Source organism: Flavobacterium sp. HJSW_4, from assembly GCF_042436695.1.
In the GTDB taxonomy this organism is placed as follows: domain Bacteria; phylum Bacteroidota; class Bacteroidia; order Flavobacteriales; family Flavobacteriaceae; genus Flavobacterium.
In genome coordinates, this window is sequence record NZ_JBHNPP010000004.1 from 1 (window position 1) to 20,638 (window position 20,638).

The following is a 20,638-nucleotide window of genomic DNA, read 5'->3' on the forward strand; positions in this document are numbered from 1 at the left end:
ATCGCGATCTATTATGATCAAAATAATAATAAACTCTATTTAGGAAGTGGCACAAATGGCTTGTGCGTTATTTCTTTTCCAACCTTTAAATCCATAACAAAGAAAACAGGAAAAGCCGAAGTGTACTACGCTGCACAAGCTTTTAGCGATAGCACAATTATAACTTCTGAAGGTCTGATTTTAAACAATCAAAGAGTTGTTGACAGCATTCATTTCCCCAAAAGTATTTATTTGGATGAAAGGATAAGCATTGCACTCGACAATGAAAAAAATATATGGATCAGTCGAGGACTGAAAGTGCTTTGTTTTCTGAAAGAATCGGGATATAAAAAACATCTTTCTTATCAATTTGATCAAAATCCGAAAACTTTTTTTAAAGATAATAGCAATACAATTTGGGTTAGTATGGGCGAAGATGTATTTCATAAGCCAAAATTGTATTCTATAAAAAACGGAACTGCAAAACTGGAGGGCATTTTTAAAAACAACATTAATTATATTGCCCAACTAAACAACATACTTTATTTGGCAAGCAGTAATGGCTTGTACGAGTATAATTTAAAGACAAAAAAATTACATTTTGTAAAAAGTACAGATAAAATAAGCATCAGAAGCATTTTTATTGATAGCAAACAGAAAATCTGGCTTACTACTTATGAGAAAGGCTTTTTTCTTTATTCTGACCATGTTTTGCATTCTTTCCCGAAAGACGAAGAACGTTATCTTAATTCTGCGCACTGTATAATTGAAGATAAAAACAATTTTTTCTGGATATCTACAAACAAAGGACTTTTTCAGGTTTCTAGAGAAGCATTAATAGAATATTGCAAGAATAAAAATACGGTTATCTATTACCATCAATACACTAAATCAGACGGATTTCTGATTAACGAATTCAATGGCGGGTGTCAGCCATGCGGAAATATTCTCAAAAATGGCGATATCATTTTTCCTTCAATGAATGGACTTGTGTTTTTTAATCCAAACAAAGTTTCTACTCTACTTCCTGGCAAAAATCTTTTTATTGACCGAGTGATTTTAGACCAAAAAACAATTACTCCAAAAGATACTATCGTCTTAAACAATAATTTTCAAAGGGTTAGTTTTTTAGTTTCTTATCCATATTATGGCAATCCAAAAAATTTGAATATTGAAGCTAAAATGGATAAAATGGGCAATGACCATTGGGAAAGACTGAAAGCTGATAAATCAATTTCTTTTACGACGCTACCGCCTGGAACTTATACCCTAACCTTTAGAAGTTTATCTGGTTTTGATACCAATTATGCTTATAAAAAAGTAATTCTTGTTGTTCCTGCAAAATTTCATCAAACCATCTGGTTTACAATTCTCTGCTGTATTCTTTTCGTTGGTTTTGTTATTTCACTGTGGTACATCAGATTATATTATCAGAAAATAAAAAGCTTGCAGCTTCAAATCGTAATTGCGAAAAAGACAAAAAAATTGGCGGCTACAGTCAAAAAACTTGAAATCACGGAAAACAACTTAAAACAAGAAATTAAACAGCACGAAATGTTGGTAAAAAGCATGAGCCACGACATCAAAAGTCCGTTGAAATTCTTGTCTTCTTCTATAAAACATCTTTCTGAAAACGACACTATACAAGAAGATCCAAAACTTAAACAGCAATTAGGAACTTTACAGACATCAACATCCCAATTGTATGAATATGTTGAAAATCTTATCAAATACTCTTCTATTTTTATTGAAGGAAAAAAACTGGAAGATGAATGTTATTCTTTATATGAATTAATTGAAGAAAGCATTCAGATTTTTAAAAAGATTGCCGAAGCTGAAAACAATATCATCATCAATAATGTTCCGAAAGCTTTATTTGTGAAAACAAACAAAAAAGCACTTTCAATCATCATTCATAATTTGATTGATAATGCGATAAAAAACACCAAAAACGGAAGAATTTCACTGTTATGCACCACTCAAAATAACATCTTAAATTTTAAAATTGTAGATAACGGTAAAGGAATGAGCAAAGAACTTATCGATTATTACCACAATTTTTACAAAACTCCGATTTTAAAAAATTATCATCTCGGACTTCATATGATTATCGAACTTCTTATTCTTATTGAAGGAAACATCAACATTGTAAGCGATATTGACAAAGGAACTACAATTGAAATAATGGTAGAATATAATTAACTCTGAAAAGTTTTATATAAGTTAATGAGCTCTACCAGATTATTAACTTTTAGTTTTTCAAAAACTCTTGCTTTGTAAGTGCTCACAGTAGACATGTGAATATTGAGAATGTTTGATATTTCTAAATTTCCATTTCCTTGAACTAGCAAATCGGTTATCTGAAGTTCTCTTTTTGATAATCCTTCAAACGGATTCAGTTTTCTTTTATTAGATTGATTATCTACTAATTTACTAACCAATTCAGGCGAAATATACGTTCCTGTTTCAAAAATTGAAGTAATGGCAAACATAATTTTTTCTTCGCTGCAGAGTTTGTCTACATAACCATTTGCTCCAGAAGAAAGATATTTTAACGCATATTGTTCTTCTTCGTGAGCCGAAAAAACCAATATTTTAACGTCTGGCTGAATGGCTCTGATATCGGTAATCATATCGGTATTTTTTCCGCCGAGAATATTGATATCCAAAATAACCAAGTCAAAAGGAAGGTTTTTTAAAAGTGTAATCGCTTCAAAGAAATTTTCAGCATTCGAAATTGCAACGTCCTCAAATTGTCTTTCAAGAATCATTGCCACTCCATTTCGCACTACCAAATGGTCATCGACTATTAAAATTTTCTTTGTCATATTTCACTATTTCTTAGTAAATCCCTTTCTCGTCATTTCGCCCCAGCCTTTAGTTCCCATAATTTTTTCTTTGTAACCCACCAAAGCCGCATAAACGGTAAGCGGATGAAAATAAAATGGTTCTATAAAAGCGGCCATCAAAAGCTTAAAAAAGTCAGCTTGTTTTGGATACTTATGATACGTTTTTTCTTCGCTATATAAAGCAATAACCGAAAAGAAAACCGCAAACGAATATACGAAAAGCAGCAATAAGAAGAAAAAATGCCAGTTTAATAATCCTAATACAATGAATACAACGGTTATTACGAGTCCGATAAACTCGATTGCAGGCGCTAAAAATTCAAACAATGTCCAATAAGGCACACTTAACATTCCTAATAATCTGTATTTCGGATTTAGGAACATTTTTTTGTGAATGCTTAAAGTTTCTATGGTTCCTCGCATCCATCGCGAACGTTGTTTTTTAAATATGCTGAATTCTTCTGGCGCCTCTGTCCAACAAAGCGGATCTGGAATGTAACTTACTGAATACGGCAATTTATTATCCAACATATAACGGCGCATTCTCACAATTAGTTCCATGTCTTCTCCAACCGTTTTGGTGCTGTAACCTCCAGAAAGTATGGCAATTTCTTTATCAAAAGCGCCAAAAGCACCGCTAATAAGCAATAATCCGTCTAGTTTTCCCCAAGCCATTCTTCCTAAAAGAAATGCTCTTAAATATTCTAAAACCTGAATTCTTGGCAACATGACATCCGGAATATTCACTTCTACCAAACGTCCATTTTTTATCACGCACTGATTGGCAATTCGAACTACTCCACCAGTTGCAATGATGCGTTTTCCGTATGCTTCCAAAAATGGTTTTGCAAGTTTAAGAAGCGAATCTTTATCCAAAATACAATCGACATCAATACAAACCACGTACGGATTTTGAGCAATATTAAGTCCAACGTTTAATGCATCGGCTTTACCACCATTTTCTTTATCAACGACAATTAGTTTTTTGAAAGCGGCATTTTTAGAAGTATAAACTCCTTTAATTTTTTTAGTTTCAATTTTTGGATGAAAATCTAAATCCGTCAAAACCAAATCGTAGGTTTTCGTCAGTATTTCCATCGAATTGTCTTTACTTCCATCGTTTACCACAATAACCTGATAATTATTGTAATTCATTGAAAGCAGTGACTTTACATTTTCTTCGATAGTTAAACCTTCGTTATAAGCAGGCGCAATAAGCGAAAGTTTTGGTGCAAACTCACTGGTTAACAAAACATCATAATCTACAAAACTGTTTCTTTTAAGATATCTTCTAAGCTCTTTTGTAGAAATATAGGCTAACGCTAAATAAGACGACATGATTAGTATGGCGTAACCCAATATTAGGAGTATATATACATCCAAAAACCATGTTATTTCAGGATTAAAAAAAGTCATTTCTGTACTATTATGCTGTTAATGTCTGCAAAATACTCTGCGCTTCGTATTTTATAATCGCATTTGTTGTCTGAGTTGCCAATTGTGCTACATGAGGAACTTTCTGCGATAATTTAAGTTCTTTTATAAGCTTTAAACCAAGCGTAATTACTGTTGTATTATGCGATTGAAGCAATTGCTCTATTCCTTCAGTATCGCCAACATCGTGCTTTTTGAAAGCGCCAATAATATTCAGTTGCATCCAATCGTCAATCGGATCAGAATGCTCGACTAAATATCTTACACTTCGAGTCCCTTCAAGTTTAATAGCGGCATTTAGAGCAACAATTTTCAATGTTTTATTTCTTGCTTTAGAACAAGCTATAATTGGAACAAACGCTTCTTTAATATTAAATTCTGCTAGTTCAGTGATTCCTTTACATTTTACTTCCCATTTCAAACTTTTAAGTTTTCTAAAGGAAATTTTTATCAAATGAGAATCTTTATAAAACTGCTCCAATTTCTCTGCGTAAACGCCTTCGTAATTTTTATGGAGATTGATAAGAGATTCTGTCAAAACTTCTCTAAAAAAAGGCGTATCAAAAAGCACTAGAAAATTCTTGTCTTCTTTAATTTTTGAATAAGGAACATTGTCAAAAATAACATCCGACAGTATTTTGTCTATCGTAACGCTGTATTCTTTTGTAAGGCGTTCTTTTTTGATTTTACTGTTTCTGCTTGCTACAATTATAAGATACAGAATGAAAGATGCAGCCACGAACAAATAAACGCAGAAAGTGAGAAAAGGCACTTCCCAACGACCTTCTTTATATAAATCCCAGATTTCTGTCATTTTAAAAACGTTTCGTTACAATTAATTGTACATTAAACCTATTTCTGTATTCTCCAGGTATATATTCTTCATATTCGTAAAGAAAAATGGGACGCACGAAAAACGAATCGCCAAAACGGTGCTGATACTGAACTCCAACTCTATAAGCTTTTAAAGGCTGTGTAAAATTATTGTAGAGATACAAATATGGCACGTTTCCATATTGCAATTCCAGTCTTACAAGACGTTCTTTTTCTTCGTTTACACGCTGAACACTTAAAACGTGAGAAAACAATTCGTTAGAAAGATCGTAATAAGGTCTGTAAGCAAAAGTGTAAATTCCAGCATTGTAAGCTACTTGACCTGTAAGCAATGTAATATCGTCTGACTCAAAATGCATAAATCTTGCGCCAAGCGAAAAATCAAATTTTTTCTGAGGAGCAAAATAGTATTCTAAACCTCCTTTGGCTACAGGAAATATAGTTTCTCCTGTAGAAACTCCAGCATTTGCATACAAATAGCTTTTGTTTGAAAAGGTCTGATAAAAATCGGTTTCAAATAACATTTGCGTGTCACCACTTATGTTTCCGATGTTGGCTCTTCCAACAATTGCCGATTTGCTGAATTTATGCGAATACTCAACATATCCGTAATGAAATGGAGATTGTCCAGGATCTGAAGTTGAAATATTCAAATAAGAAGCCGAAACTGCATTTTTAGCTTTTCTCCCAATAAGCGTACGAATTCCTCTAAAAGCCTGAGTACTATTATCAATATAAGCCGATTTTTCGATCAAATCTAGTGCTTCTTGATCTCGATTTAGTTTTTCCAGACAAGTTGCTTTAATCCTCAATACATCAACAGATTTTGGATCAATTGCTAGATATTTATCGCAATATGAAATACATTTTTCATAATCTTCTTGCCAGAAATAAATATTCACAATCGCCTGCAAAGCTTCTGGATTCGGATTGTTTCTGTCTGCCATTGGAGACAAAATTTTTACTGCTGTTTTATAGTCTTTTTTCCAGCTGTAAATACGTCCTGCATAAGTTTGTATATCCTCATTTTCTGGATATTTGGCGCGCAAAGGTTCGATAAGCGATAAAGCTTTGTCGTAATTTTCTTTTTCGACTTCGCGTTTCACATTTGCCAAAGTCTCGTCTATATTGATTTCTTGTGCAAATGCAACAGAAGAAATAAAAAGCAGAAAAATAGAATAATAGATAAACTTCATTAGATTCGGGTTTTTAGTAATTTATTAATCCTCACTAAAAGTACAGCTGGACTTACTGGTTTGGCAATAAATTCGTTTGCTCCAATGTCGAAAGAATCGAGCTCAGTTTGCTCAACTCCCGAAGAAGTTAGTATAATGACAGGAACGTCAGATTTAAGGTTTTCTCTAACGTGTTGCGTGATTTCCATCCCGCTGACACCTGGCATATTAATGTCGGTTAATATTAAATCATAGTTTTCTTTTTCGATTGCTTCCAGAGCATCTTTTCCATCAGAAAACTGGTCAACATTAAATCCTTTCGACTCTAAGAAAAAAGATAACGATTTGCGTAGGATATCATTATCTTCGGCTACAATAATTCTCATTTTTTAATTTTTTTAATCTGGGGGATAACTTAATTTATAACGTCTTATACTGTAAAGCTATTGCATATTTCCTTTATATCATAGCTCTTTTAAAATTTTAACGACTTCTTCAATTCCACAGCTGAAAATATTTATTTTATCTAAAGTTTCAGCCGTAAACTCGCCTTTTGAAGCTTCTTCTTCAATTATCGAAAGACAATTGCTTAAATCCTGAAGCATAAAAATATCCATACTTGACTTCATATTATGCGCCAGTTTCTTCACATTTTCATGATCGGTATTCTTAAATGCTTCTTCTAATTGTTCTGTCTGATCTGGAATTTTATCAACAAAAAGATCTATCATATCTTTTTTAAACTCAAGATCACCGCAAGCCATTTCATCCAAAAAAGACATATCTATAATTCTCCTGTTCATTGCATCGCTTCCTGGTGTCATTACCGTTTTTATAGCTTTCAAAAGAACGGCTTGTTTAAAAGGTTTTGGCACATAAGCATTCATTCCGACTTTGTAACAAAGCTCCTGCTCTCCTACTAAAGAATGTGCTGTCATAGCAATAATCGGAATAGCAGATCTCATCTCATTTCGAATATATTCTGTCGTTTGGTAACCGTCTTTAACAGGCATTTGCAAGTCCATTAAAACCAGATCATATTTATTTTGAGATAAAAGCTCTATACCTTCTTCGCCGTTGTGCGCAATATCCAAATCAAAACCAAAATTATTAATTACGCTTTTTGCAAGCTTTTGGTTTAAAAGGTTGTCTTCGCAAAGCAAAATTTTAAGATTCCCTAAATCGTTTTTAGAAACTATTTTTACTGAAGATTCTTCAGAATTTGTCTTTTTATACGAAAGAATAAAGTAAAATTCAGAACCGCGGTTTAAAATACTTTTTACATGAACTTCTCCTTTTTGCAATTCAACTAATTGTTTTACAATATTCAGTCCAAGTCCAGTACCGCCAAAGGTTCTCGTTGTACTTTCTTCACCTTGCGTAAATCTTTCAAAAATAGTTTCAAGTTTATCTTTTGGAATTCCGATTCCTGTATCTTTTACCGAAAATTTAAGTGTATAATTTTCCTGCGTTTCTTCTATTTTCTTTACAGAAACTGTTACTTCTCCTTCGCTTGTAAATTTTAACGAATTCCCAACAAGGTTTACCAAGATCTGATTAAGTCTTCCCTGGTCACCAATAACCATATCTGGCATTTCAGCATCCAAAAAAAGATCAAATTCTACATCTTTATGAACTTTTACTTTCAATAAATTATAGACATGCTTAAGCGTTTTCTTTAAATTGAATGGTTCAGATTCAATTACTAAATTCCCTGATTCAATTTTAGAAATATCAAGTACATCATTTACAATCAGAAGTAAATTTTCTCCCGCAATTTGCACGCTTTCTATGTAATCTCGCTGAACAGAGTCTAATTCAGTTTGCGCAAGAAGATCGGTAAAACCAATAATAGAGTTTAATGGCGTTCTTATTTCATGGCTCATGTTGGCCAAAAAAGTATCTCTTGCCAGTACAGCACGTTCAGCAATTTTTCTTTGGGTATACAATTGCTTGTTTTTTGTACTTAATTCTAATTGTGCAATAACGTGTTTGGCAACAATAGAAAGTGCATTACGCTGATTTTCATTCAGTTCTTTTACAACATGATCCACTGCACACAAAGTTCCGATGTTATAGCCGTCTGGCGTTGTAAGCGGCACACCTGCATAAAAACGCACATTAAATCCGCCTGTTACATTGGGATCATCTTTGAATGTTTCGTTAACATGAGTATCACTGATTTCTAGAATCTTTGTATCTAAAATGGTGTAGTTGCAAAAAGTGATTTCGCGAGGAACTTCAGAAACTCCTATTCCAATTTCAGATTTAAACCATTGCCTATCTTCATCAATAAAAGAAATATGGGCAATTGGTACACCACAGATATAAGCAACAAGCTTTGTGGCATCGTCAAAAGCATCATCTGGAAGCGTGTCAAGTATATTATAACGTTTTAGGGCTGCTAAACGCTGTAATTCGTTATCTGGAATTGGATAATTTCTATTCATTTTATTAAAGTGGTAAAGGTATAAAGATAAAATATTTTACACTAAAACCCTTGCATTATCGTGACTTTATTGAAAAAACTGTCCCTTGTCTGATATTTTTTACATCTTAAATTCTACTATTTTTTATTTCATTACAAATTTTTTCTAGGTCATTACAAAATTGAATTGCTGCTATTGGGTAACTGCTCATTTTGTTATAAAATTGCCCCGATTTTATGAACTAATCTCTTCAAAAAAGACATTTTTCTATCTTTTCTACAAGAAAATAATAGGTTTTGAAGAGTAAAAAATTAAAGTAAATGAAAAACTTAAGAAACAGTATTTTTTACGTTGGAGTTATCGGAGGATTTTCCCTTTTAATGTATTGGATTATTTTATTAGGAGTAAAACTAGAAACTGGCCGAAATCTAAAAATTCCAACCTCAGATAAAAGCGAATGGAGCGAATTTCTTGATTCTCTTATCAAAAACCTTCATCATCCATTAGCCCTTTTATTGGCACAAATTGTTACGATTATCTTTGTTGCCCGCATTTTCGGATGGATTTGCATTAAAATAAAACAGCCTGCCGTTATTGGAGAAATGATTGCCGGAATTGTGATGGGACCTTCCTTAATCGGAATGTACCTTCCTGAATTTTCTGCTGCTTTATTTCCTGCTGAATCACTTGGAAACTTACAATTCTTAAGCCAGATCGGTTTGATTCTTTTCATGTATATCGTGGGAATGGAAATCGATATGAAGATTCTAAGAAACAAAGCTCACGACGCTGTAGTTATAAGCCACGCGAGTATTATCATTCCGTTTGTTTTAGGAATGGGTCTTGCGTATTTTATATATGACGAATTTGCCCCCGCAGATGTACAATTTACATCGTTTGGCTTGTTTGCCGGAATTGCAATGAGTATCACCGCATTTCCGGTACTTGCCAGAATTGTGCAAGAACGCGGCATTCACAAAACAAGATTAGGAACAATCGTAATTACTTGTGCTGCAGCCGATGATATTACAGCATGGTGTATTCTAGCAGTTGTAATTGCTATTGTAAAAGCGGGTTCTTTCGGAAGTGCTTTGTACACCGTTGTTTTAGCTTTAGGATATGTTTTCTTAATGATAAAAGTGGTTCGCCCGTTCCTTAAAAGAATTGGAGATTTATACGCAACAAGCGATAAATTAAGCAAACCAATTGTTGCTATTTTCTTTTTAACGCTTGTAGTTTCTTCTTATTTAACAGAAATTATCGGAATCCATGCTTTATTTGGTGCTTTCATTGCAGGAGCTATTATGCCTGAAAACATTAGATTTAGAAATCTATTTATTGAAAAAGTAGAAGACGTTGCGCTTGTACTTTTATTGCCATTATTCTTCGTATTTACAGGTTTAAGAACACAAATCGGTTTGTTAAATGAGCCTTATTTATGGAAAATTGCAGGATTAATTTTTGCAGTAGCCGTTATTGGTAAATTTGTCAGCAGTGCTCTTGCCGCGAAATTTGTGGGACAAAGCTGGAAAGACAGTTTATCTATCGGAGCTTTGATGAATACTAGAGGTTTAACCGAATTGGTTGCCTTAAATATTGGTTACGATCTTGGAGTTTTGAGTCCAGAATTGTTCTCTATGTTTGTAATTATGGCACTTGCTACTACATTTATGACAGGGCCAACATTAGATTTTATCAACTGGCTTTTTAGATCTAGCAAAGATGAAACAGAAGAAGATGTTGCGTTAAAAAACAAATACAGAATTCTTTTGTCTTTTGACCGACCTGAATCTGGAAGAGCATTGCTTAAAGTGGCTGATGGATTAACAAATAAAAGAGCTGAAAGTTCTGAAATTACAGCCATGCACTTTCTTCCTTCTGAAGAATTACATCATTATAATACAGATGTTTACGAAAACGAAAAGTTTAAAGATGTTGTAGAAGAATCTGTTGCTTTAAACCGTAATATTACCACAATGTTTAAGGCTTCTGCCGATATTGACAACGAAATTGTAAATGTTGCCAACAAAAGCAAACATGATTTATTATTGGTTGGAATTGGACAATCTATCTACCAAGGAAGTTTATTAGGTAGAGTTCTTGGATTTACAACTCGAATTATCAATCCTGAAAAAATATTAAATACTGTAACTGGAAAAGAAAACATTTTAGAATCTGCTTCTTTTGATGACGGAACAAGACAAATTATTGCAAAATCGCATATTCCTGTTGGAGTTTTGATTGACAAGGATTTAACTGACATCAATACGATATTTATTCCGCTTTTTAATTTAAAAGATTGGGATTTTATTCAGAACTATGTTCAGAAATTTATTCAGAATATCAACGCTAGAATTGAAATTCTAGATGTTGAAGGCAAAATTATGGCCGATCTGGACACGAAAGAAAAAATCAGGTTAATGGAACAAGCAGCTCCAAACCAATTGACGCTGAGAAAAGAACAATCTATTGAAAAAGATTTTCTAGAGCAACAAGATCTTATGCTGATTTCTATTGATGGATGGAAACATTTAGTAGAGAATAAAAGCCCTTGGCTGGCTAATATACCATCTACTTTAATTCTTTCTGAGGATAAAAAATAGCTTTTTTTAAATTATGAGTTATGAGTTATAAATTATAAGTTGCAAATGGGTTGGTAACTCCATAACTCATAACTCATAACTCATAATTCATAACTTATAATTCATAACTTATAATTCATAACTTATAATTCATAACTTATAATTCATAACTTATAATTCAAGAATTCTTTTAAGCTCCAATGTCGTATTTCCTGACGGAAGCGCTTTTGGAGCTTTTATTAATTTTTCGGCTAAAAATGCTGTTGTGATTGGTTTTAGATTTTTGAAAAGTCCGATCGCGTTGAAGAATTTAATCATTTTTATTGAAATTTTTTCTCCAAAACGATCTGTATTTTCGCGAATAAGCGGTCCCGGTCTGAAAATGATATATTGTGGAAAATTCAGTTCCTGAAGATGTTCTTCTAACTTTCCTTTCATCATCGAATAAAATACATTGCTTTTCGCGGAAGCGCCATAAGAAGAAACCAAAACCAAAGAATTTACCTTGTTTTCTTTCGCAGCAGCGGCAAAATCGGCTGGAATATCATAATCGATTTTCCATTGTTTTTCTTTTGAGCCTGCATCTTTTAAAGTTGTTCCCAAACATGAAAAAAGAACATCTCCAGTTATTAATTCTTTAAACGAATTTACATCCGAAAAATCAACAACATGTTCTGTTAATTTAGAATGTGATTTTCCTGTTGATCGTCGCACAAAGATTGAAACTTCCGAATAATCAGCGCTTTCTAAAAGCAGATTTACCAATTCTTTTCCTGTTGCGCCTGTCGCTCCAATTACTAATGCTTTCATAATAAAAGATTTTAAAAGTAAATATAACTCTTTGTTTAAAATAATTCCCAATAGAGGCGCATGATAGCTTTAATCTCCAAAATCTGTTAAATCTGCGAGAGTAATTTTTTCTCCCGCAGATTTAGCAGATTTAGCGGATTATTCTTTTTGATCTAATAAATATTGGAAAAAGCAAAACCTCTTTACAACTAAGCAAAGAGGTTTTTATTTAAATGTTTAAAATAAAATATGTCGCTTCGACTTCGCTCAGCCTGACAGCTCAATAAATCTTATTTTTTGATGAATTTCTGAGTGTAATTCGCTTTATCAGTTACAATATTGATAATGTAAAAACCTTTAGCAAAATTACTTACATCAATTTGATTGTTATTTAATCTAGTATTGATTGTTCTTCCTGTGACATCATAAACAACAACATCTACAATTTCATCTTCTGTGCTGATATTTAGATAATCTGCAACTGGATTTGGATAAATAGACAATTGCACTTTCGTGAATTCATCTCTTCCTAAAGTCGATGTGTCAACCAAAATTGACTTCTCAACCACTTTTCCATTAGAATTAAAACTAATTACAACGGTTGCTGTTCCGCCAATTTTTGGGGTTAAAATTAATTCTTCATTAGCATTAATTTCTGCCGAAACAATGTTTTCATCACTATTTGATTTGATCGTTTTTACAATTACTGCCGAAATATTATCTTCATCTGAAACGACAGTTTTCAAATCAATAATTGTTGGACTTCCTGTTGAAACTTGCGATGGCAAAATCGAGTTTACAGTTGGTGCCGCATTATCTGGAAATACTGCCATGGCAGGAAACCAGTAATAATCGTTCAATACTTTTGTATCAATCAGTTTCCCTGTATTGTCGTAAGTATGAATCCAGTTTTTTTGGTAATGCGCTCCGAATCCGCTTTCTGTTGTGTTTACAATTAAATTGTCTGAAACTGGATCAATACGCAATCCTGCGCCATATATAATCTGTTTATATGTTCCTGTTTGTCCAGGCAGCGTAGCGAAATTTTCATTAAACGTTTTTGTAGCAATGTCAAACTTTACAATTTGAATTCCGCCAACAAAACTGCTCACATTATTGTTCCAATACAAAGCATTTTCTTTATTACTGTACGTAAAACTTCCTGCATTCCAAGCTCCCCAAGAACCTAAATATTTAGTTGTCGGAATCGCATATTCTGTTGTTGCAAAAGTCAACGCATCAATGTTTATCAATTTCTGATTCTGAATTCCCCAAACGCTTCCGTCTTTCGCTTGTGTAACCGAATGGAATGCTCCAGCAATAGTTTTAACCACTGTATTTGTTTTAGGATCAATTACCAAAATTCCCGCACTTTGTTTTACAGCAAAAACATATTGCGAAGTACGAATCATATTTCCTATTTGTCCCACGTACTGGCTTCCTCCGCCCGTTCCTGCAATCAAACTTCCAACTTGCATATTGGCAATATCAAAAAGAAAAATACCATTTGAAGCGCCTATATAACCAGTTTTTTCATCAACACCAACAAAAGAACGGCCATCTCCTCCTCCAATATTATCAAATGCTGCAATTTTTTTCATGGTTAAAGCATCGGCAACAACCAATCTTCCGCCTGGCGTGTATTGCGTGTCTCCACCATCTTTTGCCTGTTTTGAAACAAAATAGAACTTATCTCCATAAATAGTTCCGTATTGCGTAGTCGCTCCGAAACTATTGTTATTGTTAGCTTCACTGTAAACGCGATAATTAATATTTCCGTTACTTTCTACAAAATTTACAGATCCGTTAACGTGTCCAAACCAATCTTCGTTTACCATAAAATAACCTTTGGTATAATCTATAGTTTTAGAATAAGGAGCAACCGGATTAAAAGTTGTTGCAATATCAAACATTTCCATATTTGGATTAAAATTCCAAACATCCCAAGAGCCATTTTGCAATTCACGAGTAGAAGCTCCAACTCCAGAATAATTATAATCGCTATCTGTCGGATCTTTAACCCAATACGACCAATATCCAGTATACCAAGCCGATGACCAGTGATCATTGGTATCAATGCCTGTATACGAATCAAAATCATATGCTGAAGTATTCACGATACCATCAAAAGGATAATATGGATAGGTAGTATTTCCATCTTTATAAAGTCCGTTTGTGCCAGTTCCGTTCAAATCGAAACCAAATCCGCCAATCGCAGATCCGAATTGCGTTCCTTGATAAAGCAGCGTGAAGAAACGCGGATCAGCTTTTGCAATGGCTTTAATCATATCTTCTCCTGTTGCAGTTCCATCCCATTTAAACCCCCAAACCAAAGCGTCAGAAGTTTTACCATCATTCCATTGCACGACAAATGCAGCCTGATTTGAACCTGTCCCTACCCAAAATTGAATATCTGCAAAAGTGGTTGTACTGGCACTTTTTGCCGTTACTTGTTTTTGCGTTGCTGTTTTTAATTTAACATCATTTCTAGGAACGCCTTGAATAGTTATTTGCGCATTGGTTAAAAATGCGAAAAATAACATGATTACTATAAAGTAATTTTTCCTCATAATTTATTGGTTTTAAATGTTGTGTTAATCTGTTGTTTTTATATTCAACACATAGAAACATAGATTTCCTTTTTTAGCTATGTGTTTTGAAACAAAGTGAAACGCCTTTTCACGCTTCTAAAATCTATGTTTCTATGTGTTTTAAAAAAATTAATTAAGATGCAAATCGTAAGCGCCTGAAACTTCCGTAGAAACTTCTCCAAGCCAGCCCGCTTCCTGATTAATTGCTGTGTAAACTTTTACGAAGTCAACTCCTGGTAGTTTGACGTATTTTCCGTTTTTATCTACTGCCCAAGAAATATCAATATTCGAAGCTTCGTCGTTATTTGGAGCGTTATCGGCATAACCAAATTCAAACGATTTGCCTACCCAATACGAACCTTCGCCGCTTTGATCGTAGAAATTATCGGCAACTCTAGTTCCTTTCAAAGTATAAGAAGCATCAGCAATCCAAAGCGGATAATAATTTTGGTCATGAAATACATTTTGAACTTTATAACCCGATTGTCCCGCATTATCCTGCCATTTGATATATTCGGTATTAACTTGCCAAAATTCGGCTCCAACTACTGGCGTTTTGCTCGCATCTGGTTTAAAATAAGTTATCTCGTAGTTCTTTATTGTAGAGCTTTTAAAGTATTCGCTTCCAGCAATTTCATACCATTCGTCATCATCTGGTTTTCCATTTTTGTTTTTATCGTAAGCCACCATAATAATTCCGGGTTCGCAAGATCCTGAACGCGCTTCGTTGGCTTCACTTCCCCAAAAAGCATTTCCTAAAATCTTAAAATCTCGACCGTCCATATTCGGAATTGTATGATCAAAACCAAGAACCACGTAACCGCCAAAACCGCCAAGCGAAATCATTGAAGTATTTGACCCCACAATTGCTTTTTTTGCTGCTGCAATAATGTTAGCTTCCGTATTTCCTGTTACATATTGCGGAATTTCATTGGTAAACTGACCAACTGCTGGACGAAAATCAAGTACATTAGAAATATATTTACTGTACGCTTTTGTCTCTTTTAGTACATTTATTGAGGAAGAATAAACTTTTATCTCTCCATTCAATTCCACTTTTAAAGTCAGAGGATAATTTTTCTGAAATGGGCTAATGAAATCCAAATCTGCATTCTCTGAAATAATTGAATCTTTCACGCTCCAAGTCAGTTTTGCTGTGCTTGGAAGTTCTGTTGTAATATTCAGTACTTTAAAACGATCAATGGTATATGAATCTTTCAGAACTTCTGTCGGAAGCAGTTCTTTTTCTTCTTCATTGTCTTTTTCACAAGCAATGAATCCCAAAAAGAGAATCGAAAATAAAGTGATTTTCAAAAGGTTTTTATTCATCATTTTTAAGGTTTATTTTTTAGTTATAAAAGCAATATGAGCAGGAATATTCCCAGCGGTTGTTTTCCATTTTAATTTTCCTTCGGGCGTAAAACAGTATATATAACCCGTTACAACGTAGTTTTGAGCGTCGGTAATGTAGATTTCTTTGGTTTCGGGATTAACTTTAAGTCCGTACGGAATCATGATTTGTTTATCAGTTCCATCCGTAATGATTTGGTCTGAAATTACTTTTTTAGTTTTGGTGTCTAAAATTCCGTAACTCACTTTATTGCTTCCCGTTAAATAACTCCAAGAAACGCTGTAGTAATACAATAAATCGTTAACCAGACAAGTGCCAGAAACCGGAATATCGAGTTGCATTTTCTTTTCATCAGTCTGCGTATCAATAACAAAAAGATTGGAAGGCGTGTTGTAGTAATCGCCTCGTGAACTCACATAAATATCCCCACGGCTGTCAATCTGCATGCTGTACAAATTAATTCCGACATCAATTTTTTTAATTTCTGTAAATGTTTCCAAATCAATTACAGAAACTGTTCTGTCATAATTCGGAACTCTGTAACCGCCAGAATTAGCTACATATAATTTTCCGTTATGAATCACCATTTGTTCGGGCTGATAGCCAACGGTTACTTTTCTTTTTATTTCTAAAGAAGTCGTATCAATTTCAGCAACAAAACCAATTTCAGCATTCGGATTTATCGCAACAGGACCAGAATACGAACTCACATAAGCTTTGTCTTTGTAAAATGTCACATAACGGCAGTTTGGAATGTCTATTTTTTTGATGCGTTTTGCAGTCCATTTTTCTAAAACTTCCACTTTATTGGAAACATTTATTACTGCATAAACCTTATTTCCATAAATCTGGATATCGTTTCCAACATCTCCCAATTCTTTTACAACCGAAGGATTTCTTTCTGAATAAACATCAGTAGTATAATTTCCTGTTCTGTAATTAAAGACATCCAAACTCGCTCGGTTCATTCCCATATTACCTTCATTCAAAAGATAAAAACCTTCAATATTACCATCGCTTCTTGGCGCCGCAACACTTACATCCGAAGAAAGAAAAATCGTTTCGTCTTCACGGCAAGAAACCAAAGAAACGGCAATGCTTAAACTGAATACTATTTTTAAAAAGCTCTTTTTCATAACTCAAAACCGATTATAAATTTGAATGTTCTTCCTGGCATCGGATAATTGTAAATCACTTCATATTGCTGATTAAAAGCATTATTGACTTCAACCGCTCCGTTCAATTTGTAATTTTTGAATGCGAAAGATTTCTGAACTGAAAAATCGTGCGTGTACCAAGGCTGAACTTCATTCACTTTAATATTATTGACATTTCCGTTATAGCGTTTTCCGACATAAATGAAGCTGTAGTTGAAGTTCCAAGATTCATAACCAGCGTTCAAAATTCCAGATCCGCTATGCCAAGGCGTGTACGGAATCTGATCTCCGTAAGACGACATTTCTAAACCTGAAAACTTGGTAAAATCTTGGCTTTGAGAATAGGTATAAGTCAAGTTTGCGGTAAAATTGACTTTATCAATATGAGAAGCCATATTCAGAACCGTTTCGATTCCTTTTCCTTTTACTTGCCCAATATTGGTCATCATCCAACGGAATAAATTTCCTGTCGGCGCGGCAATAATTTTATCTTTTGTATTGGTGTAATAAGCATCTGCTTGAAAAGAAAGTCGATCTAGAAAACTGTTTTTCATTGAAAAATTATACGTAAAACCAACATCGTACTGATTCATATATTCTGGCCTCAAAGTGCTCGAGCCAACCATTGTATAATACAAGTCGTTGAAAGTTGGCATTCTGAAAATTCGTTTAGCGAAAGCTCTTAAATTGAAATCGTATTGCTTAAATGGCGTATAACCCAAAAATATAGCGGGAGTAAATTCGGTTTTGTTGGGCGCTTTGGCATTGTACTTTACTTCTTCGATAACGCGGGTTGCGAGTACATTTCCTAAAACTTTAAATCCTTCATATCGGTAAGAAGTGGCAAGAGAAACCAATGCGGTATAACGCTGTGGGAAAGAAAATTGCGTCTGGATTCCTCTTCTAGTCGCATTTAATTTATTGTATTGAAAATCGGTTGACAGCGAAACATCCCAAGTGGGTAAAATGCTGTACATATTGACTGCCGAAAAATAGGCTTCTTGCTGATAATAACTATCGTCAGATTGTGCGCCTTCAGTTACGGTTTCGCCTAAAACATTAGTCGTATCTCGAGCAATATAATGTGTATAATCGTAAGCGTATTTTCCTTTTAATTGAAATTTATACTTTTCGGAAACGTCTTTTACTAAAGAAGCCTGAGAGAAAAAATTCTTGTCGAATTGACGGAAACCATCTCGAAACTTATTTTCTACAATTGCTCCTGGAGCGCCTCTTTCAGAATCGTAATAATAGACTTTGGCATCCCAAGTCCCTTTATTTACTTTTCCGAAAACACCCGATTCAAATCGAAAAGCTTCAATATCGCTGTTCCATCGTGTGGCTGTGGTGTCGTAAGCAATGCTTCCGTCTTGATTTTTTCTTTTATATCGAAATTTATATTGTCCGTTCGATTTGATGTATTCTGAACTTACACTCATACTGACTTTGTCGCTCAGTTTTTGTTCCCATCTAAAAGAAGGATCATGATAATCGATAGACATTGTTTTGTAGCGAACCAGAAGATTTGTTTTCTTATTGCCTGAAAAAACAGGACGTTTGGTTCGTAGATAAATCGTAGAAGCAGAAGCAAAATCTTTAGCAGATTGAAAAATTTCACTTTTCTGACCGTTGTACATCGTCAAAGATTCCATGTCGTCAAGCGAATACTTTCCTAAATCGGTTACGCCGTTTTGCGCATTTCCAAGCTGAATTCCGTCGTAGAAAACACCAACATGATGCGTTCCCATGTTACGCACATCAACGGTTTTAAGTCCGCCCACTCCGCCATAATCTTTAATTTGAGTTCCAGCAAAATAACGAAGTGCATCCGCAACATTATGAGCTGATAAATTGTCGAGCAAAACGCCCGAAAGACTTTGCACAGGAATCACTTCCTGATACGGTTTTCCTTTTAAAATAACTTCTTTTAAAACCCGCGAACTATCAGTCACCGCTTGAGAATGAAGCAAAAAAGGAACGAGCGCTAAAAAAACAGAAAATAAAGTTTTCTTCAAATTATACATCACGATTTTATTAAATAAACTTTGCGTGATGCCGTAATTGCAAAAACATAGAAAGGCCAACTATCCTAAATAGTAGGTCATTATCTTGTCATCAACTTCATACCACGAAAGTTTTAAACTATGTGATCGTGGCAGGTCTCCTGACTTATTCCATCTTTAAACGGCCTTCTCATCCGAAACAACGAACAATGGCATTAGTAATGTTTAAAGACTTATATAGAACTTACAGTAGCGGGTCTGTTCAGGATTTACACCTGATTCCCTTTTAACTATTTTCTCTGAATTGAAAAAACAGACCAAAATCAGGCACAAATATATGACGCAGGTATGGCGTCTGCAAATTAGAGGTCGCTTTTTTAATTTTCAATCATGATTTACCATTTGGCGAAAGAGCATTAATTCGCCTTTATCATTTCTTTTCCAGATGTTTATACTTTTTCCTTTCACGTTTCCGTGGTTGGTTCCGTCTCGCCAATCGACATTATAAAAACCAAATTCTATAATCGCTTTTTTAGCCACAATAACGCCCGAAGTCTGAATTGAAATCTGTTCAATCTTCAACGTTCCAGGTTTTTCATGTTCCGTAAAATAAGCAGTAATGTCTTTTTCTCCCGAAAGAATTGGCGTGTAATACGTTAAATACATTGCATCGGACATAAACATTTTGGCATGCTCTGCTCCTAATCTATTCTGAACCAAATTTTTAATAGAACCATTTCTTTCGATTACTTCAGAAATTAATTTGTCTGAAGAAGTAGATTCTTTTGTTGGAGGAACTTCGGAATCATCGATTTCAGGAATAAATCGATCATCAAAATAACTACTAGCGCCCCAAATTTCTGCTGCAATTGTCATTTTGTTTTTCGAAACTTTTTTCCATAAAACCATATATTTTCCAGCATAAGTATAAGGTTTTAAGTCTTTTAGATGCAGGTTTTCCGTAAAATTTCCGATTTCTAAAATATAATCTCCAAAGTCCTGCAAATCAACAATGCTCTTCTGAAAAGAATTGACTTTTGCCTGGCTTAACCATTGCTCATAAAATGCTGCAATTGGCTTCTTTCCTACTCTTTGTTTGCTATGTTCAGGCATCAGCACAGATTGTTCTGTATAAGATTTCAAAACTGTATTCTTATTATTTTCAACCAAAGCAACTGCAAAATCAGTGTTGTAATCTTCAATTTGCTTTCGAATGCTTGAGTCTATTTTATTTTCTTGCGCAAAAACTCCAATTGTCAAAAAAAGAAAGATTAAATTCAATTTGATCATAGCCTTATTATTTTGATTGAGAAACAAATATACAATATTGATTTTCAGTATTTTAAAAACAAATAAATAGATTCAAAAACAACTTCATCAAAAACTTATTTTTATCCTAAAAGATCAAAAAAGAAAGTTAATTTTTAGAAAAATAACGTCTTTTAAGACAATAATTACTTTGATA

The 20,638-nt window shown here is 34.0% G+C and carries 14 protein-coding genes and 1 riboswitch; of the genes, 2 read left to right on the forward strand and 12 right to left on the reverse strand.

The window, feature by feature from the left end:
• Window positions 1-2,181, forward strand: a 2,181-nt coding sequence (locus ACE01P_RS04760) for an ATP-binding protein (protein ID WP_379694823.1), incomplete at its 5' end; no start/stop codon positions are given.
• On the opposite strand, the gene ACE01P_RS04765 is transcribed toward ACE01P_RS04760, so the two are convergent.
• From ACE01P_RS04765 to ACE01P_RS04790, 6 genes are all read right to left on the reverse strand, one after another.
• On the reverse strand, window positions 2,178-2,807 hold the full coding sequence (locus ACE01P_RS04765; protein ID WP_379694827.1) for a response regulator: 630 nt from the start codon (window positions 2,805-2,807) through the stop codon (window positions 2,178-2,180). The two genes, ACE01P_RS04760 and ACE01P_RS04765, sit on opposite strands and share 4 nt — an antisense overlap.
• Window positions 2,808-2,813: 6 nt before the next feature.
• Window positions 2,814-4,244 (reverse strand): glycosyltransferase, encoded by a 1,431-nt coding sequence (locus ACE01P_RS04770; RefSeq protein WP_379694830.1) that lies wholly within the window; start codon window positions 4,242-4,244, stop codon window positions 2,814-2,816.
• 10 nt (window positions 4,245-4,254) lie between these two features.
• Window positions 4,255-5,076, reverse strand: coding sequence for a hypothetical protein (locus ACE01P_RS04775; protein WP_379694833.1), 822 nt, complete (start codon window positions 5,074-5,076; stop codon window positions 4,255-4,257).
• A gap of 1 nt (window position 5,077) precedes the next feature.
• Window positions 5,078-6,292 carry a tetratricopeptide repeat protein gene (locus tag ACE01P_RS04780; RefSeq protein WP_379694835.1) on the reverse strand — a complete coding sequence of 405 codons (1,215 nt, stop codon included), beginning with the start codon at window positions 6,290-6,292 and terminating at the stop codon, window positions 5,078-5,080.
• Complete coding sequence (locus tag ACE01P_RS04785; RefSeq protein ID WP_379694838.1) at window positions 6,292-6,657, reverse strand: response regulator transcription factor; 366 nt, start codon at window positions 6,655-6,657, stop codon at window positions 6,292-6,294. Before ACE01P_RS04785 ends, ACE01P_RS04780 begins: the two co-directional genes overlap by 1 nt.
• Window positions 6,658-6,735: 78 nt before the next feature.
• Window positions 6,736-8,721, reverse strand: coding sequence for an ATP-binding protein (locus tag ACE01P_RS04790; protein ID WP_379694841.1), 1,986 nt, complete (start codon window positions 8,719-8,721; stop codon window positions 6,736-6,738).
• 299 nt (window positions 8,722-9,020) lie between these two features.
• Between ACE01P_RS04790 and ACE01P_RS04795 the strand changes: the two genes are divergently transcribed.
• Window positions 9,021-11,303 (forward strand): cation:proton antiporter, encoded by a 2,283-nt coding sequence (locus ACE01P_RS04795; RefSeq protein ID WP_379694843.1) that lies wholly within the window; start codon window positions 9,021-9,023, stop codon window positions 11,301-11,303.
• Between the two features lie 150 nt (window positions 11,304-11,453).
• Here the strand turns inward: ACE01P_RS04795 and ACE01P_RS04800 are convergent, their stop codons facing one another.
• The 6 genes from ACE01P_RS04800 to ACE01P_RS04825 form a co-directional block, all read right to left on the reverse strand.
• The gene (locus ACE01P_RS04800; protein WP_379694846.1) at window positions 11,454-12,092 is read right to left on the reverse strand and encodes an NAD(P)H-binding protein; all 639 of its coding nucleotides are present in this window, start codon (window positions 12,090-12,092) and stop codon (window positions 11,454-11,456) included.
• 269 nt (window positions 12,093-12,361) lie between these two features.
• Window positions 12,362-14,641, reverse strand: coding sequence for a DUF5074 domain-containing protein (locus ACE01P_RS04805; protein WP_379694849.1), 2,280 nt, complete (start codon window positions 14,639-14,641; stop codon window positions 12,362-12,364).
• Window positions 14,642-14,791: 150 nt separating this feature from the next.
• Window positions 14,792-15,991: a cell surface protein gene (locus ACE01P_RS04810; RefSeq protein ID WP_379695323.1), complete on the reverse strand. Its 1,200-nt coding sequence runs from the start codon at window positions 15,989-15,991 to the stop codon at window positions 14,792-14,794.
• A gap of 12 nt (window positions 15,992-16,003) precedes the next feature.
• Window positions 16,004-17,149, reverse strand: coding sequence for a YncE family protein (locus tag ACE01P_RS04815; protein ID WP_379694852.1), 1,146 nt, complete (start codon window positions 17,147-17,149; stop codon window positions 16,004-16,006).
• On the reverse strand, window positions 17,146-19,194 hold the full coding sequence (locus tag ACE01P_RS04820) for a TonB-dependent receptor (RefSeq protein ID WP_379694854.1): 2,049 nt from the start codon (window positions 19,192-19,194) through the stop codon (window positions 17,146-17,148). The genes ACE01P_RS04815 and ACE01P_RS04820 overlap by 4 nt, the downstream gene beginning before the upstream one ends.
• A 112-nt stretch (window positions 19,195-19,306) precedes the next feature.
• Window positions 19,307-19,510, reverse strand: a riboswitch (cobalamin riboswitch).
• Between the two features lie 47 nt (window positions 19,511-19,557).
• Window positions 19,558-20,463, reverse strand: a complete 906-nt coding sequence (locus ACE01P_RS04825) for a YybH family protein (RefSeq protein WP_379694857.1) — start codon at window positions 20,461-20,463, stop codon at window positions 19,558-19,560.
• Window positions 20,464-20,638: the final 175 nt, after the last annotated feature.

Bases quoted from the DNA above. Each gene is read 5' to 3' on its own strand.
- ACE01P_RS04765 (WP_379694827.1), bottom strand. From the start codon at position 2,807: ATGACAAAGAAAATTTTAATAGTCGATGACCATTTGGTAGTGCGAAAT.
- ACE01P_RS04770 (WP_379694830.1), bottom strand. From the start codon at position 4,244: ATGACTTTTTTTAATCCTGAAATAACATGGTTTTTGGATGTATATATA.
- ACE01P_RS04775 (WP_379694833.1), bottom strand. From the start codon at position 5,076: ATGACAGAAATCTGGGATTTATATAAAGAAGGTCGTTGGGAAGTGCCT.
- ACE01P_RS04780 (WP_379694835.1), bottom strand. From the start codon at position 6,292: ATGAAGTTTATCTATTATTCTATTTTTCTGCTTTTTATTTCTTCTGTT.
- ACE01P_RS04785 (WP_379694838.1), bottom strand. From the start codon at position 6,657: ATGAGAATTATTGTAGCCGAAGATAATGATATCCTACGCAAATCGTTA.
- ACE01P_RS04790 (WP_379694841.1), bottom strand. From the start codon at position 8,721: ATGAATAGAAATTATCCAATTCCAGATAACGAATTACAGCGTTTAGCA.
- ACE01P_RS04795 (WP_379694843.1), top strand. From the start codon at position 9,021: ATGAAAAACTTAAGAAACAGTATTTTTTACGTTGGAGTTATCGGAGGA.
- ACE01P_RS04800 (WP_379694846.1), bottom strand. From the start codon at position 12,092: ATGAAAGCATTAGTAATTGGAGCGACAGGCGCAACAGGAAAAGAATTG.
- ACE01P_RS04805 (WP_379694849.1), bottom strand. From the start codon at position 14,641: ATGAGGAAAAATTACTTTATAGTAATCATGTTATTTTTCGCATTTTTA.
- ACE01P_RS04810 (WP_379695323.1), bottom strand. From the start codon at position 15,991: ATGAATAAAAACCTTTTGAAAATCACTTTATTTTCGATTCTCTTTTTG.
- ACE01P_RS04815 (WP_379694852.1), bottom strand. From the start codon at position 17,149: ATGAAAAAGAGCTTTTTAAAAATAGTATTCAGTTTAAGCATTGCCGTT.
- ACE01P_RS04820 (WP_379694854.1), bottom strand. From the start codon at position 19,194: ATGTATAATTTGAAGAAAACTTTATTTTCTGTTTTTTTAGCGCTCGTT.
- ACE01P_RS04825 (WP_379694857.1), bottom strand. From the start codon at position 20,463: ATGATCAAATTGAATTTAATCTTTCTTTTTTTGACAATTGGAGTTTTT.